We start from the raw sequence: 14,179 nt of genomic DNA on the forward strand, positions 1-14,179 counted from the left end.
CGAAGCGCAAGCTGAGTCATCCTCCTGGATGCACCATCTTCTTTTTTAGTTTCAAAATCCCTCAAAGTATCATGGCGCGATGATCGCTAAGACCTCAATAAACACCATAGCGTTACTTCCGTAACCGCCCGTACAGCAAACGCTGAGTGAGTATCCTGAAAAAACCTCTGCAGTTTCTCTCTGGCTTCACACGCACGCTTTTCCTGTTTAATCTGCCCCATTGATTCATCATCCTGACTTAAGCGATCCGAAACGCCTGTTTCCCGCATCAACGTCTTCTGTTTTGCTCCCCATGCCCGTCCGCTGCCGCTTGTCTGCCAGAAGAATGTTAAAAAAACGCTGGAATTTCGTACGTTTATCGCTGGTCGTGCACGATCACCTTTATCTGAAAACAAAAATTGTTAATGCTTTCAAAGCATTTGCTGTTCATCCCCCCTGGCGACAACCTGTCCACATTAGGCTAAAGTAATGTCTCATTTGATGAATGTCCGGAGTGACAATGTACGATCAATATGACGCCCTGATTTTCGATATGGACGGCACGATTCTTGATACTGAGCCGACACATCGAAAAGCGTGGCGCCAGGTACTGACGCGTTATGGATTAACGCTGGATGAAGCACGTATTATCGACTTCAATGGCGCACCAACCTGGCGGCTGTCGCAGTTCATCATTGAATCCAATCAGTCGTCACTCGACCCTCATCTTCTTGCCGCAGAAAAAACCGCTGCCGTGAAAGCGATGCTGCTGGAAAACGTGAAGCCACTGCCTTTAATGGAGGTGGTGAAAGCGTATCACGGGCGGCGTCCGATGGCAGTCGGTACCGGAAGCGAACACAGCATGGCAGAGGCGTTACTGACGCAGCTGGGCGTACGTGAGCTCTTTTCGGCCGTCGTCGGTGCTGACGACGTACAGCGTCATAAACCTGAGCCTGAAACCTTCTTACGCTGCGCTGAGCTGATGGGTGTGACGCCGGCACGTTGTGTGGTGTTTGAGGATGCGGACTTTGGTATTCAGGCAGCGAAGGCAGCAGGTATGGCTGTGGTGGATGTCCGCTTACTGTGAGTGACGTTCTTACCTATGCCTCGATGTTCGGCAGCAGCTTTTTAAGTGCAACGCTCCTGCCGGGAAGTTCTGAAGCACTGCTGATAGCACTATTGATAGCAAAAAAGACATCAGTTTACGGGTTGCTTTTGGCCGCATCACTGGGAAACACCTTGGGCGGCTTAACCAACATTCTTATTGGTCGCTTGCTGCCGTTAAAGCGTCAGGGGCGATGGCATGACACAGCAATGACGTGGTTGCACCGACTGGGACCTGCAGCACTGTTATTCAGCTGGCTGCCAGTGATAGGTGATCTGCTCTGCGTTCTGGCAGGCTGGTTACGTTTCGCCTGGCTACCTGCGATGCTGTTTCTCGCTGTCGGCAAAACACTGCGTTATATCGTTATCGCGACTGCCACATTACAGGGTATGCAATGGTGGCATTGATTCGCACAGATTCGAGGCTACGGTTAACATTATGCTGAACAAAAATAAATTATTATCACAGCGGGGGGGTAATGTGATCCCGGACGTATCTAAAGCGCTCTCCTGGCTGGAAGCGCATCCCAATGCCCTTAAAGGTATTGGCCGTGGCATCGAGCGTGAAACGCTGCGTGTACAGGCAAATGGCGAGCTGGCAAAAAGCGGCCACCCGGAATCTCTGGGGTCGGCGCTGAAACATGACTGGATCACCACTGACTTTGCCGAAACGTTGCTGGAATTTATTACGCCAGTGGATCACAGCATTGATCATATGCTGGCATTCCTGCGCGATATTCATCGTCACGTTGCCCGTGAACTGGGTGATGAACGCATGTGGCCATTTAGTATGCCGTGCGTGATTGACGATGCGGACAATATTGAGCTGGCGCAATATGGCACGTCCAATATCGGTCGGATGAAGACGCTCTACCGCGAAGGGCTGAAAAACCGCTACGGCGCGTTGATGCAGACCATCTCCGGCATTCACTATAACTTCTCACTGCCACTCTCATTCTGGCAGGAGTGGGCTGACGTGAAAGATAAGGAAAGCGGAAAAGAGACGATCTCGGCGGGCTATCTGCGGCTGATCCGCAACTATTATCGCTTCGGCTGGGTGATCCCCTATCTGTTTGGCGCATCGCCTGCTATCAGCTCCAGCTTCCTGCAGGGCCGTGAGAGCGCGCTGCCGTTCGAAACCAACGACAAAGACACGATGTGGCTGCCGTACGCTACCTCGCTGCGTCTGAGCGATTTAGGCTACACCAATAAATCGCAGAGCTCTCTGGGCATCACGTTTAACTCGCTGGAAGGCTATGTCACTGCGCTGAAGAAAGCGATCAAGACGCCGTCAGAAGAGTATGCAGCGATGGGCACTAAAGATGCCGACGGTAACTGGCTGCAGCTCAACACCAACGTGCTGCAGATTGAAAACGAGCTCTATGCGCCAATCCGGCCTAAGCGTGTGACACGCTCGGGTGAAGCGCCTTCTGATGCGCTGCTGCGTGGTGGTATTGAGTACATTGAAGTGCGCTCGCTGGATATCAATCCGTTCTCTGCGATCGGCGTAGATGAGAATCAGGTTCGCTTCCTCGACCTGTTCCTGATCTGGTGTACCCTGGCCGATGCGCCGGAAATGAGTGCAGATGAGTTGCAATGCACCCGTATAAACTGGAATCGGGTTGTGCTGGAAGGGCGTAAACCGGACCAGAAAATTGCCGTAGGCTGCGGAGAAGCGGAACATTCGCTGGTTGAAGTGGGCAAAACCCTGTTTGCCGATCTGCGTCGGGTTGCTGAAGTGTTAGACAGTCATAATCAGGACAGCACGGAATATCAGCAGGTTTGCGATCAACTGGTAGCATCGTTCGACGATCCTGAGCTAACCTACTCGGCGCGCATCCTTCAGGCAATGAAGGACAATGGTGTAACCGGAACCGGCGTGGCGCTGGCTGAACAGTATCGCCATCTGCTCTGCGAAGAGCCGCTGGAAGTGCTGACAGAAGAAGATTTCACGCGTCAGGCGCAGGCGTCTGTTGCTGCACAGCAGCAGCTGGAAGCGAATGATAAGCTGGATTTTGAAGCGTATCTGGCGAGCCGGGAAGGGTAGAAAAGAAAAAGGCCACATCAATGTGGCCAAATTAACATCTCTGTTGTCAGGGATGATGATAACAAATGCGCGTCTTTCATATATTCAGACGTTGGGCGAACAGAAAAGTTTCATCGTTTTAAAAAAAATTCTCAGAACAGGAGGTGACGTATGCCACTACTGGACAGTTTTACCGTTGATCACACCATCATGGGCGCACCGGCAGTTCGCGTGGCGAAAACCATGAAGACTCCGCATGGCGATACGATTACCGTTTTTGACCTGCGTTTTTGCCGCCCGAACATTGATATTCTCACTGAGCGTGGCATTCATACGCTGGAGCATCTCTTTGCCGGATTCATGCGTGATCACCTGAATGGTGACGGTGTGGAAATCGTCGATATCTCGCCAATGGGTTGCCGCACCGGCTTCTACATGAGCCTGATTGGTACACCAGACGAGCAGCGCGTTGCCAAAGCGTGGAAAGGGGCGATGGAAGATGTTCTGAAAGTGAAAGATCAGAACCAGATCCCTGAGCTGAATGAATACCAGTGTGGTAGCTACAAGCTGCACTCACTGGATGAAGCGCAGCAGATCGCCCGCAATGTGCTGGCGCATGATATCGGCGTTAACCGCAACGAAGATCTGAAACTGCCTGCTGAAAAGCTGAAAGAAATGCACATCTAGTCAGGGCTTTGCTGCTAAAAAAAACGCCGCATCATGTCGATTGCGGCGTTTTTTTATCGCTTCAGGACCCTACCGATTTTTTCAGTGGCGTCTTTGGCGTGATACGCACCTGTTTAATCATATTGTCCTGCACATCCAGAATATCGATGTTGTAGTGACCGATCTGAACACGTGTGGCGATGACAGGGATCTCTTCCAGCGCTTCCAGCAGCATGCCATTAATGGTTCGGGCTTCCTGCTCTGGCAGCTGCCAGTTAAACGCCTTGTTAATTTCACGCACACTGGCGCTGCCTTCAATTAGTACGGATCCATCATTCTGCGGCATCACTTCTTCTGCCAGTGACGGTGACATGGAGGTGGTGAAGTCACCGACAATCTCCTCCAGAATGTCCTCTATCGTTACCAGCCCTTTGATGTCGCCATATTCATCCACCACCACGCCCGCTTTCTCTTTGTTGCGCTGAAACTTTACCAGTTGGGTGTTCAGCGGCGTTCCTTCCGGAATGTAGTAGATCTCATCGGCGGCGCGCAGCAGCATCTCTTTGGTGAACTCTTTTTTCTCCGTCATCATACGCCAGGCTTCGCGCACCCGCAGCATGCCGACGCAGTCATCCAGCGAGTCCCGGAACAGCACAATGCGGCCGTGTGGCGAGTGGCTTAACTGGCGAACGACTGACTTCCAGTCATCGTTGATGTTAATACCGACGATCTCATTACGCGGAACCATGATGTCGTCAACACTGACTTTCTCCAGGTCGAGCACCGATAAAAGCATGTCCTGATTACGACGTGATATCAGATTACGCGATTCATAAACGATGGTGCGCAGCTCTTCTTTACTCAGCGCGGAGTTAACCGAGCCATCGGTGCGAATGCCTGCCAGCCGCATCAGCAGCCGGGTAATGGTATTCAGTAACCAGACCAGGGGTAGCATGACGTACTGCAACGGACCCAGCAGAAAACTACTGGGATAGGCGACCTTTTCCGGATAGAGCGCCGCTATGGTTTTCGGTAATACTTCGGCAAACACCAGCACCACGAAGGTCAGTACACCGGTGGCTATTGCGACGCCGGCATCGCCGTAGAGGCGCATCCCGACGATGGTGCTGAGGGCAGAGGCAAGAATGTTGACCAGGTTATTACCGATCAGCACCAGACTGATCAACCGGTCAGGGCGACGCAGCAATTTTTCGACGCGACGGGCAGCACGGTGACCATTTTTAGCCTGATGGCGCAACTTATAGCGATTGAGGGTCATCATGCCGGTTTCGGAGCCAGAAAAATAAGCCGAAACCAGCACCATGATGATCAGCGTAATAATCAGCGTGGTGGTTGAAACATTCTCCAACGCAGAACTTCCTTTTTAACGAGAGGTGGGGACAAGCAGATGCTGCAGGATGCGACTGCCGAAGTAAGCCATGGTTAACAGCACCGCACCGCTGCAGTTAAACCAGACGACGCGGCGACCACGCCAGCCTTCATGATAGTGCCCCCAGAGCAAAACGATATAAACAAACCACGCGATGATAGAGAGTACCGCTTTATCGACGTTTTCTTCGCTGAAGAGATCCTGCATATAAAACAGCCCGGTGCAGAGCACCAGCGTCAACAGCACGACGCCCACCTGGGTGATGTGAAACATCTTACGTTCGATGGTCAGCAGCGGCGGCATATCCTGTGTGAATGCCAGGCGCTTGTTTTTTAACTGATAATCGATCCACGCCAGCTGCAGTGCATAGAGTGCGGCAATAATCAGCGTCGCATAAGCGAACAGCGACAGACCGATATGGATCATCATGCCTGGCGTGGTTTCCAGATGGGTGATGAACGCATTGGGCACAAAAGTGGCGAAGGCCAGATTGATCAGCGCGAAGCTGTAAACAATCGGCAGCAGCAGCCAGCCACGGTTGCGTGACGCCACAATGGTCATGATGGCGCAAATCAACAGGCTGACCAGCGAGCCTATGTTGAGCAGGCTTAAATTCTGTCCGCTATCAACAGCAAATATGCGTTGCTGCAAGGCCACCGCGTGTGTCACCAGCGCCACACAGGCAGAGAGCATCGCCATTCGCCGCCAGCCGCCGTTACGTTTCAACAGGCTGGGAATGATCAGGGCAAGACTTAAGGAGTAGGCGAATAGCGCCACTATCGCGAAAACGAACATAGATCCTTTCAGGTTCAGTCAGATAAGGAAAAAGGCAGTATAGCGCCAGCCGAAGCAGGCTCCAAACGATCTGAGGGGCAATTGCAGAGATCGCTGAGGCTTCGTGTTATAATCCGCCGCATTCTGCCGATCAGGCGCCTCGCGATCTTTTTTTAGTGAGAGACCATGTTTGATAATTTAACCGATCGTTTGTCGCAAACCCTGCGAAACATCAGCGGCCGCGGAAGGCTGACTGAAGAGAACATCAAAGAGACCCTGCGTGAAGTGCGCATGGCACTGCTTGAGGCTGACGTTGCGCTGCCGGTGGTGCGTGACTTCATCAACCGTGTGAAAGAGAGCGCGGTCGGCCATGATGTGAATAAAAGTCTGACTCCAGGTCAGGAATTTATCAAAATCGTTCGTAACGAGCTGGTTACGGCGATGGGTGCAGAGAACAATGCTCTCGACCTGGCTGCTCAGCCGCCAGCCGTGGTGCTGATGGCGGGTCTGCAGGGTGCCGGTAAAACAACCAGCGTCGCTAAGCTGGGTAAATTCCTGCGCGAGAAGCACAAAAAGAAAGTGTTAGTGGTTTCTGCCGACGTCTATCGTCCAGCGGCAATCAAACAGCTGGAAACGCTGGCACAGCAGGTGGGTGTGGATTTCTGCCCGTCCGATCTCAGTCAGAAGCCGGTTGATATCGTTAACAATGCGCTGCGTGAAGCTCGCCTGAAGTTTTACGATGTACTGCTGGTGGATACCGCCGGTCGTCTGCACGTTGACGAAGCGATGATGGACGAAATCAAACAGGTTCATGCCGCGATCAATCCGGTAGAAACGCTGTTTGTGGTCGATGCCATGACCGGTCAGGATGCGGCAAACACGGCTAAAGCTTTTAATGAAGCGCTACCGCTGACCGGTGTTATCCTGACCAAAGTCGATGGTGATGCACGAGGCGGTGCGGCGCTGTCGATTCGTCATATCACCGGTAAGCCGATTAAATTTATGGGTGTCGGTGAAAAAACCGATGCACTTGAGCCGTTCTATCCGGAGCGTATTGCTTCGCGTATCCTCGGCATGGGTGACGTGCTGTCACTGATCGAAGATATCGAAAGCAAGGTTGACCGCGATCAGGCTGAGAAACTGGCTAAGAAGCTGAAAACCGGCGACGGTTTTGATCTCAACGACTTCCTTGAGCAGCTGAAGCAGATGCGCAACATGGGCGGCATGGCCAGCCTGATGGGCAAACTGCCCGGTATGGGACAGTTGCCTGACAATGTGAAGTCACAGATGGATGACAAAGTGCTGGTGCGCATGGAAGCGATCATCAACTCGATGACACGCAAAGAGCGTGAGAAACCAGAGATCATCAAAGGCTCACGCAAGCGTCGCATTGCGACCGGCTCCGGTATGCAGGTGCAGGACGTTAACCGCTTATTGAAGCAGTTTGACGACATGCAGCGTATGATGAAGAAAATGAAGAAGGGCGGTATGGCGAAAATGATGCGCGGCATGAAGGGTATGATGCCGCCAGGTTTTCCTGGCCGCTAAAGCGTTCCACAAAAAAGCCCGAAATGGCACGGTTTAGGTTGCTTTTTTCGCCAAAATGAGTAAAATTTTCGGGCTTTTTATACAGCACCCGGACCCCGTTCCTCGATGGGGGCCGGGTGTTTTATTAACTGAAGAGGATGTTATGGTAACAATTCGTTTGGCACGTCACGGCGCTAAAAAGCGTCCGTTCTATCAGGTCGTCGTCACTGACAGCCGCAATGCACGCAACGGTCGTTTTATCGAGCGCGTTGGTTTCTTCAACCCGATCGCATCTGGTCAGGCTGAAGGTCTGCGTCTTGATCTGGATCGTATCGAGCACTGGGTTGGCCAGGGCGCAACGCTTTCTGATCGCGTTAACGCGCTGGTCAAAGAAGCTAAGAAAGCAGCTTAATCTGTCACGGTGGTGAGCATGAGCAGACAAATTGCCGCACAGCCTCCTGTTAACCCGATTGTATTGGGTAAGATGGGAGCCGCCTACGGTATTCGCGGCTGGCTCAAAGTGTTTTCCTCCACTGAAGACGCTGAAAGCATCTTCAACTACCAACCCTGGTTCATCCAGCGCGCCGGTAAATGGCAGCAGGTCGAACTGGACGGTTGGAAGCACCACAATCAGGACCTGATCATCAAAGTCAAAGGCATTGAAGATCGGGATGCGGCGGCTCAGTTAACCAATTGCGAAATTCAGGTTGACTCGACGCAGTTGCCATCGCTGGAAGAGGGCGACTACTACTGGAAAGACCTTATGGGCTGCCAGGTGGTTAACCTCGAAGGCTACGAGATGGGTAAAGTCATCGATATGATGGAAACCGGCTCGAACGACGTTCTCGTCGTTAAGGCAAACCTGAAGGATGCATTCGGTGCTCAGGAGCGGTTAATTCCGTTTCTTGATGAACAGGTTATCAGGAAAGTCGATCTCTCTACTGGCATTATTGAGGTAGATTGGGATCCTGGTTTTTGATCTCCGAATCGAACGGTAACGTAACGGCGAATACAATGTGGATTGGTGTTATTAGCCTGTTTCCAGAAATGTTTCGCGCTATTACCGATTACGGGGTAACTGGCCGGGCTGTAAAAAACGGTCTGCTCAGCATTCAGAGCTGGAGTCCTCGTGACTTCACGCACGACCGGCACCGTACCGTGGATGATCGTCCTTACGGCGGCGGACCGGGAATGCTGATGATGGTACAACCCTTACGGGATGCCATCTCCGCAGCGAAAGCAGCGGCAGGTGATGGGGCCAGGGTGATATATCTTTCACCTCAGGGTCGCAAACTGGACCAACAGGGCGTTTGCGAACTGGCGGCACGGGACAAGTTAATTCTGGTCTGTGGCCGTTATGAAGGGATTGATGAGCGCGTAATCCAGACCGAAATTGATGAAGAATGGTCAATCGGTGATTACGTTCTCAGCGGCGGGGAACTGCCAGCGATGACGATGATTGACGCAGTCGCCCGGTTTATTCCTGGCGTGCTCGGCAAGCAGGCGTCAGCCGATGAGGATTCGTTCTCGGAAGGTTTGCTGGATTGTCCGCACTATACCCGACCTGAAGTGTTAGACGGCGTGGAGGTCCCGGCAGTATTACTGTCAGGCAACCATGCTGATATTCGCCGCTGGCGTCTGAAGCAGTCGCTAGGCCGTACCTGGCTGAGAAGACCTGAACTTCTGGAAAACCTGGCTCTGACTGAAGAGCAAGCAAGGTTGCTGAATGAGTTCCAGCAGGAATCTCAGCAGCAACAAAACGATGATGTGGAAGAGTAAGCTCTTCCCCGACTATCAGTTTACCCAGGATATGAGATTTAATTATGAGCAACATTATCAAGCAAATTGAACAAGAGCAGATGAAACAGGACGTACCTTCCTTCCGCCCGGGTGATTCCGTGGAAGTGAAAGTATGGGTCGTTGAAGGTTCTAAAAAACGTCTGCAGGCATTCGAGGGCGTGGTTATCGCTATCCGTAACCGCGGTCTGCACTCTGCATTCACTGTTCGCAAAATTTCTAACGGCGAAGGCGTTGAGCGTGTATTCCAGACTCATTCACCTGTAATTGACAGCATCGCTGTTAAACGTCGTGGCGCTGTGCGTAAAGCCAAACTGTACTACCTGCGTGAGCGTACTGGTAAGTCTGCTCGTATTAAAGAGCGTCTTAACTAAGGTATCGCTAACGCGACATCTAAAAGTTAATAGCAAACAAGGGGTTGGCATCTGCCAGCCCCTTTTTTTATGTCACTGCCAGCCTTGCTGCCTACAGTTAACCGTCGTCCGGCCGCTGAAAATGATAAATCGCGGTATTAACCGGCCCCTTCTCTAATACGATCAGACCATAGCGACAGCCAATGAACTGACCACCGCACTTCTCAGCCACGCCCCGACTGGCCAGGTTATCCTCAGCCGCCAGAATCTCAATCACCCGGGTCTCTGGGCGTGAAAACCCCAGCGGCAGCAACGCGGCCACCGCGCGGCTGGCTATCCCCTGACGCTGGGCATCACTGCGAACCCAGTAGCCAATTGCGCTGGTGTCACCCGGATGACGGGCAAAGCGTATTCCTGCGCCCCCCAGCAGCTGGTCATGCTGATCAACGATGGCAAACTCTTCCGCTTCCTCCTTCATCCGTTGCCAGTGGGTAAAGCGGATCCAGCTTTCTGCTTCATGCGGCTGATAATCGTGATGCGCCCAGACCATCCACGGGATAAGGCTGTCCAGAGAGGCATTAACCGCAGTGGTAAACGCAGATACGTCGCTGAGCTCAAAAGGTCGCAGATAAATATTTTGTGGTGATGGGTGCATAACTCTCTCAGCGCGAACAGAATGATTTTTTTTATTCTGCATGTGGGTAGCAGAAACGCAATAACCTTATATGTAAGCTTATTTTTACAGTTGGGTTTGGTTTTTTGTGGGCAAGGTTTTAATTATTTATATGATTTTATTGGTTATTTTAAGTGTATTTCGTGCCTTGCTTGATCCGTGGTAATAAAGGTGTACATATAATATTGCGCTATGTATTGTCTGTGATACAGTATTTGCATTCCTCAGTGAGGAGTCCATGACTGCCAATACGAGCCAAAGGATCGCCATCATGCAAAAAGACGCGCTGAACAATGTGCATATCGCCGGTGAACAGGTATTAATCACGCCTGAAGAGCTGAAAGCGAAGTTTCCACTGACCACTGAACAGCAGGATCAGGTCGCGGCGTCGCGCCAGACCATCTCTGACATTATTGCCGGCCGCGATCCGCGTCTGCTGGTAGTGTGCGGACCCTGCTCAATTCACGATACCGAAGTGGCACTGGACTATGCTCGTCGTCTGCAAACCCTTTCCGAACAGCTGAAAGATCAGCTGTTTATCGTGATGCGCGTCTATTTTGAAAAACCTCGTACCACCGTCGGCTGGAAAGGGCTAATCAACGATCCTTTCATGGATAACTCGTTTGATATGGAAGCGGGTCTGCACATTGCGCGCCAGTTGCTGGTGAACCTGGTTGAAATGGGTTTGCCTCTGGCCACTGAAGCGCTGGATCCTAATAGCCCGCAATATCTGGGCGACCTGTTCAGCTGGTCTGCCATTGGCGCCCGTACCACTGAATCGCAGACGCACCGTGAAATGGCCTCGGGCCTGTCGATGCCGGTAGGCTTTAAAAATGGCACCGATGGCAGTCTGGGAACGGCAATCAACGCCATGCGTGCAGCCGCAATGCCACACCGTTTTGTCGGGATTAATCAGGCAGGTCAGGTCTGCCTGCTGCAGACTCAGGGCAATCCGGATGGTCACGTGATCCTGCGTGGCGGCAAAGCGCCGAACTACGGTCCTGAAGATGTCGCGCAGTGTGAAAAAGAGATGCTCAAGGCGGGACTGCGTCCAGCCTTAATGATAGATTGCAGCCATGGTAATTCGAACAAAGACTACAGCCGTCAGCCTGGCGTAGCGGAATCCGCTATTGCGCAGATCAAAGACGGGAACCGTTCAATCATTGGTTTGATGCTGGAAAGCCATATCAATGAAGGTAACCAGTCTTCTGAGCAGCCACGAAGCGAAATGAAGTATGGCGTTTCCGTAACCGATGCATGCATCAACTGGGAAGTGACCGAAACGTTGCTGCGTGAAATGCATCAGGATCTGCAGGGAGTGCTGTCGGCGCGTCTGTCACAAGAGGTGTAAGAGCAATGGTGGCTGAACTGACCGCGTTACGCGATCAAATTGACAGTGTAGATAAAGCGCTGCTTGACCTGCTGGCTAAGCGACTGGAACTGGTGGCCGAGGTAGGTGAGGTGAAGAGCCGTTACGGCCTGCCTATCTATGTGCCTGAGCGTGAGGCGTCGATGCTGGCTTCGCGTCGCAAAGAGGCCGAAGCGCTCGGCGTACCACCGGATCTGATTGAGGATGTGCTGCGTCGCGTGATGCGGGAATCCTATACCAGCGAGAATGACAAAGGTTTTAAAACCCTCTGTCCTGAACTGCGCCCGGTGGTCATTGTCGGTGGTAAAGGCCAGATGGGCCGGCTGTTTGAAAAAATGCTCGGGCTATCAGGCTATACGGTTAAAACGCTGGATAAAGAGGACTGGCCTCAGGCTGAGACTCTGCTCAGCGATGCCGGAATGGTGATCATTAGCGTGCCGATTCACCTGACCGAGCAGGTGATTGCCCAACTGCCACCACTGCCGGAAGATTGTATTCTGGTCGATCTGGCGTCGGTCAAAAACCGGCCTCTGCAGGCGATGCTGGCTGCCCATAACGGGCCTGTGCTGGGTCTGCATCCGATGTTTGGCCCGGACAGCGGCAGCCTGGCAAAACAGGTGGTGGTCTGGTGTGATGGACGACAACCGGAAGCGTATCAGTGGTTCCTGGAGCAGATTCAGGTCTGGGGTGCGCGTCTGCATCGTATCAGCGCTGTTGAGCATGACCAGAATATGGCATTCATTCAGGCGCTGCGTCACTTTGCTACCTTCGCTTATGGTCTGCATTTAGCCGAAGAGAACGTCAATCTGGATCAGCTGCTGGCGCTCTCGTCGCCAATTTACCGGCTGGAACTGGCGATGGTGGGGCGGTTGTTCGCTCAGGATCCGCAGCTCTATGCGGATATCATCATGTCTTCAGAGAGTAATCTGGCGCTGATAAAACGCTATTACCAGCGATTTGGTGAAGCGATTGCACTGCTGGAGCAGGGCGATAAGCAGGCGTTTATCGCCAGCTTTAACCGGGTTGAACAGTGGTTTGGCGATCACGCAAAACGTTTCCTGGTCGAAAGCCGAAGCCTGCTGCGATCGGCCAATGACAGCCGCCCATAAATGACAGCCATCCATCAATGAAAAAGGCATCCAGTTGGATGCCTTTTTTCTTCTTTTATTCGCCAGGTTCAGCGGGCACCACATTTTCGCTGGGGTAACAGCCCAGTACCTTCAGAGAGCGGGTCATGGTCTGTAATTCCTGCAGCGCCTGCTGCATCCGCTCCGATTGCAGGTTGCCCTGAACATCAATGTAAAACATCTCTTCCCACGGATTGCCATTAATCGGGCGGGACTCCAGCTTGCTCATAATCAGGTTGTGCTGACGCAGTACCAGCAGCGCGTCGACCAGCGCACCCGCCTGCTGGCCGGTTGCCATAATCAGCGTGGTTTTCGCTGGCACCTGGTCAGAAACCTCGATTGCTTTGCGGGCCAGCACGATAAAGCGGGTGTGGTTCTGCTGCTGATTCGCCAGATTACGTTCCAGCACCTGCAACTGATAGAGTTCGCCACCGGCTTCACTGCCCAGCGCCGCCACCTTAGGTGAGTTGAGCGCAGCCACTTTCTCCATCGCTGCCGCGGTACTCTCGGTATATTCGATTTTCCAGTGCGGGAAACGATTAATAAACTGGCTGCACTGCTGGAACGGTTGAGGATGGCTGTAAACCGTCTCAATCTGCTGAAGATCGGTGGGGCCATTCACCAGCACGCAGTGGTCGATAGGCAATGTCAGCTCGCCCACGATTGAGAGGCTGGTCTGTTGCAGCAGATCGTAGACATCGTTGATAGAGCCTGAACTGGTATTCTCAATCGGCATCACGGCGTAATCAGCTACGCCATTTTCGACCTGTTTGATGATGTCGTGAAACTTCAGGCAGCCACACTCCACCATCCTATCGAAATGGCGCGACGCGTAGTTACGTGCTGCAAGATGCGAATAAGAGCCTTTCGGGCCCAGGAAGGCGATACGGGCGGCATGCGCATGGGGATGGTTGAGGTTTTTTTGCAGCAGCGCTTGCTGAGTCAGCACGGAATCTTCAATTACCAGCTGGAACAGACGGGTGATGTAGTGCGCATCCAGGTTGTGTGCCTTACCCAGTACGATAAGATTTTCCAGTAGCGCGCGTTCGCGCTCCACATCCCGAATCGGGCGATGCGTCGCCAGTTTCGCTTGTGCAACTTCCACTGCCAGCAAACGACGCTCGGCCAGCAGCGTCAGAAGTTTTTTATCCACGGCGCTGATTTTATCGCGTAGCGCCAGCAATGGATTATCGGGATTCATAGGGCTCACCTGTATGCTATCCAAAAAAAAAGCCTCCCGGTTGGGAGGCTTTGGTGTTCGTCTTCGCTTTCATTTTCACACGACGAATGGCCTCCCGTTCAGGGGAAGGTAAAAAAGAAAGCGAAGAAAAACAGATCAGGTTTCATTGTAATGTCCGAAAAGAGAGTGACCTGAGAGTAACCGTACTGCTTAA

General features: G+C 52.5%; 16 protein-coding genes and 1 other annotated feature. Of the genes, 11 read left to right on the forward strand and 5 right to left on the reverse strand.

The genetic code is table 11. The features are described from left to right. The first annotated feature begins 499 nt into the window (after positions 1–499). From yqaB to luxS, 4 genes are all read left to right on the forward strand, one after another. Entirely contained in the window at positions 500–1,066 is a 567-nt protein-coding gene (gene yqaB / locus ACR8BN_RS04560; protein ID WP_031594176.1) for a fructose-1-phosphate/6-phosphogluconate phosphatase, read from the forward strand. Further along, positions 1,063–1,491 (forward strand): YqaA family protein, encoded by a 429-nt coding sequence (locus ACR8BN_RS04565; protein WP_010248498.1) that lies wholly within the window; start codon positions 1,063–1,065, stop codon positions 1,489–1,491. Before yqaB ends, ACR8BN_RS04565 begins: the two co-directional genes overlap by 4 nt. A 31-nt stretch (positions 1,492–1,522) precedes the next feature. Beyond that, positions 1,523–3,130 carry a glutamate--cysteine ligase gene (gene gshA, locus ACR8BN_RS04570; protein WP_031594175.1) on the forward strand — a complete coding sequence of 536 codons (1,608 nt, stop codon included), beginning with the start codon at positions 1,523–1,525 and terminating at the stop codon, positions 3,128–3,130. Positions 3,131–3,280: 150 nt separating this feature from the next. Beyond that, positions 3,281–3,796 carry an S-ribosylhomocysteine lyase gene (gene luxS, locus ACR8BN_RS04575; protein ID WP_434747366.1) on the forward strand — a complete coding sequence of 172 codons (516 nt, stop codon included), beginning with the start codon at positions 3,281–3,283 and terminating at the stop codon, positions 3,794–3,796. 61 nt (positions 3,797–3,857) lie between these two features. Here luxS and ACR8BN_RS04580 read toward each other — a convergent pair whose 3' ends face one another. Together ACR8BN_RS04580 and ACR8BN_RS04585 are read right to left on the reverse strand one after the other, a co-directional pair. Next, positions 3,858–5,144: an HlyC/CorC family transporter gene (locus ACR8BN_RS04580; protein WP_031594173.1), complete on the reverse strand. Its 1,287-nt coding sequence runs from the start codon at positions 5,142–5,144 to the stop codon at positions 3,858–3,860. 15 nt (positions 5,145–5,159) lie between these two features. Beyond that, positions 5,160–5,960 carry a cytochrome C assembly family protein gene (locus tag ACR8BN_RS04585; RefSeq protein ID WP_031594172.1) on the reverse strand — a complete coding sequence of 267 codons (801 nt, stop codon included), beginning with the start codon at positions 5,958–5,960 and terminating at the stop codon, positions 5,160–5,162. A gap of 165 nt (positions 5,961–6,125) precedes the next feature. On the opposite strand from ACR8BN_RS04585, the gene ffh reads away from it, so the two are divergent. From ffh to rplS, 5 genes are all read left to right on the forward strand, one after another. Continuing rightward, positions 6,126–7,487, forward strand: coding sequence for a signal recognition particle protein (gene ffh, locus ACR8BN_RS04590; protein ID WP_010248486.1), 1,362 nt, complete (start codon positions 6,126–6,128; stop codon positions 7,485–7,487). 142 nt (positions 7,488–7,629) lie between these two features. Beyond that, positions 7,630–7,878, forward strand: a complete 249-nt coding sequence (gene rpsP / locus ACR8BN_RS04595) for a 30S ribosomal protein S16 (protein WP_003849041.1) — start codon at positions 7,630–7,632, stop codon at positions 7,876–7,878. Between the two features lie 18 nt (positions 7,879–7,896). Further along, positions 7,897–8,445: a ribosome maturation factor RimM gene (gene rimM, locus ACR8BN_RS04600; RefSeq protein WP_010248480.1), complete on the forward strand. Its 549-nt coding sequence runs from the start codon at positions 7,897–7,899 to the stop codon at positions 8,443–8,445. A gap of 35 nt (positions 8,446–8,480) precedes the next feature. Beyond that, positions 8,481–9,245 (forward strand): tRNA (guanosine(37)-N1)-methyltransferase TrmD, encoded by a 765-nt coding sequence (trmD, locus tag ACR8BN_RS04605; protein WP_109652270.1) that lies wholly within the window; start codon positions 8,481–8,483, stop codon positions 9,243–9,245. Between the two features lie 44 nt (positions 9,246–9,289). Continuing rightward, positions 9,290–9,637 carry a 50S ribosomal protein L19 gene (rplS, locus tag ACR8BN_RS04610; protein ID WP_003849035.1) on the forward strand — a complete coding sequence of 116 codons (348 nt, stop codon included), beginning with the start codon at positions 9,290–9,292 and terminating at the stop codon, positions 9,635–9,637. Positions 9,638–9,734: 97 nt separating this feature from the next. Here the strand turns inward: rplS and ACR8BN_RS04615 are convergent, their stop codons facing one another. Beyond that, positions 9,735–10,271 (reverse strand): GNAT family N-acetyltransferase, encoded by a 537-nt coding sequence (locus ACR8BN_RS04615; RefSeq protein ID WP_207092110.1) that lies wholly within the window; start codon positions 10,269–10,271, stop codon positions 9,735–9,737. A 289-nt stretch (positions 10,272–10,560) separates the two neighbouring features. On the opposite strand from ACR8BN_RS04615, the gene ACR8BN_RS04620 reads away from it, so the two are divergent. After that, the gene (locus ACR8BN_RS04620; protein WP_010672116.1) at positions 10,561–11,640 is read left to right on the forward strand and encodes a 3-deoxy-7-phosphoheptulonate synthase; all 1,080 of its coding nucleotides are present in this window, start codon (positions 10,561–10,563) and stop codon (positions 11,638–11,640) included. A gap of 5 nt (positions 11,641–11,645) precedes the next feature. Continuing rightward, positions 11,646–12,767, forward strand: a complete 1,122-nt coding sequence (gene tyrA, locus ACR8BN_RS04625; protein WP_010248465.1) for a bifunctional chorismate mutase/prephenate dehydrogenase — start codon at positions 11,646–11,648, stop codon at positions 12,765–12,767. A gap of 55 nt (positions 12,768–12,822) precedes the next feature. On the opposite strand, the gene pheA is transcribed toward tyrA, so the two are convergent. Further along, the gene (gene pheA / locus ACR8BN_RS04630; RefSeq protein ID WP_434747367.1) at positions 12,823–13,986 is read right to left on the reverse strand and encodes a bifunctional chorismate mutase/prephenate dehydratase; all 1,164 of its coding nucleotides are present in this window, start codon (positions 13,984–13,986) and stop codon (positions 12,823–12,825) included. 22 nt (positions 13,987–14,008) lie between these two features. Next, positions 14,009–14,133: a sequence feature (Phe leader region), on the reverse strand. Then, a complete protein-coding gene (pheL, locus tag ACR8BN_RS04635; protein ID WP_193555295.1) occupies positions 14,085–14,132 on the reverse strand; it encodes a pheA operon leader peptide PheL in 48 nt (15 codons plus the stop codon). It overlaps the preceding feature by 48 nt. Positions 14,134–14,179: the final 46 nt, after the last annotated feature.

Origin of the sequence: Pantoea sp. Lu_F5_004 (assembly GCF_051136245.1) — a bacterium.
GTDB lineage: Bacteria > Pseudomonadota > Gammaproteobacteria > Enterobacterales > Enterobacteriaceae > Pantoea > Pantoea agglomerans.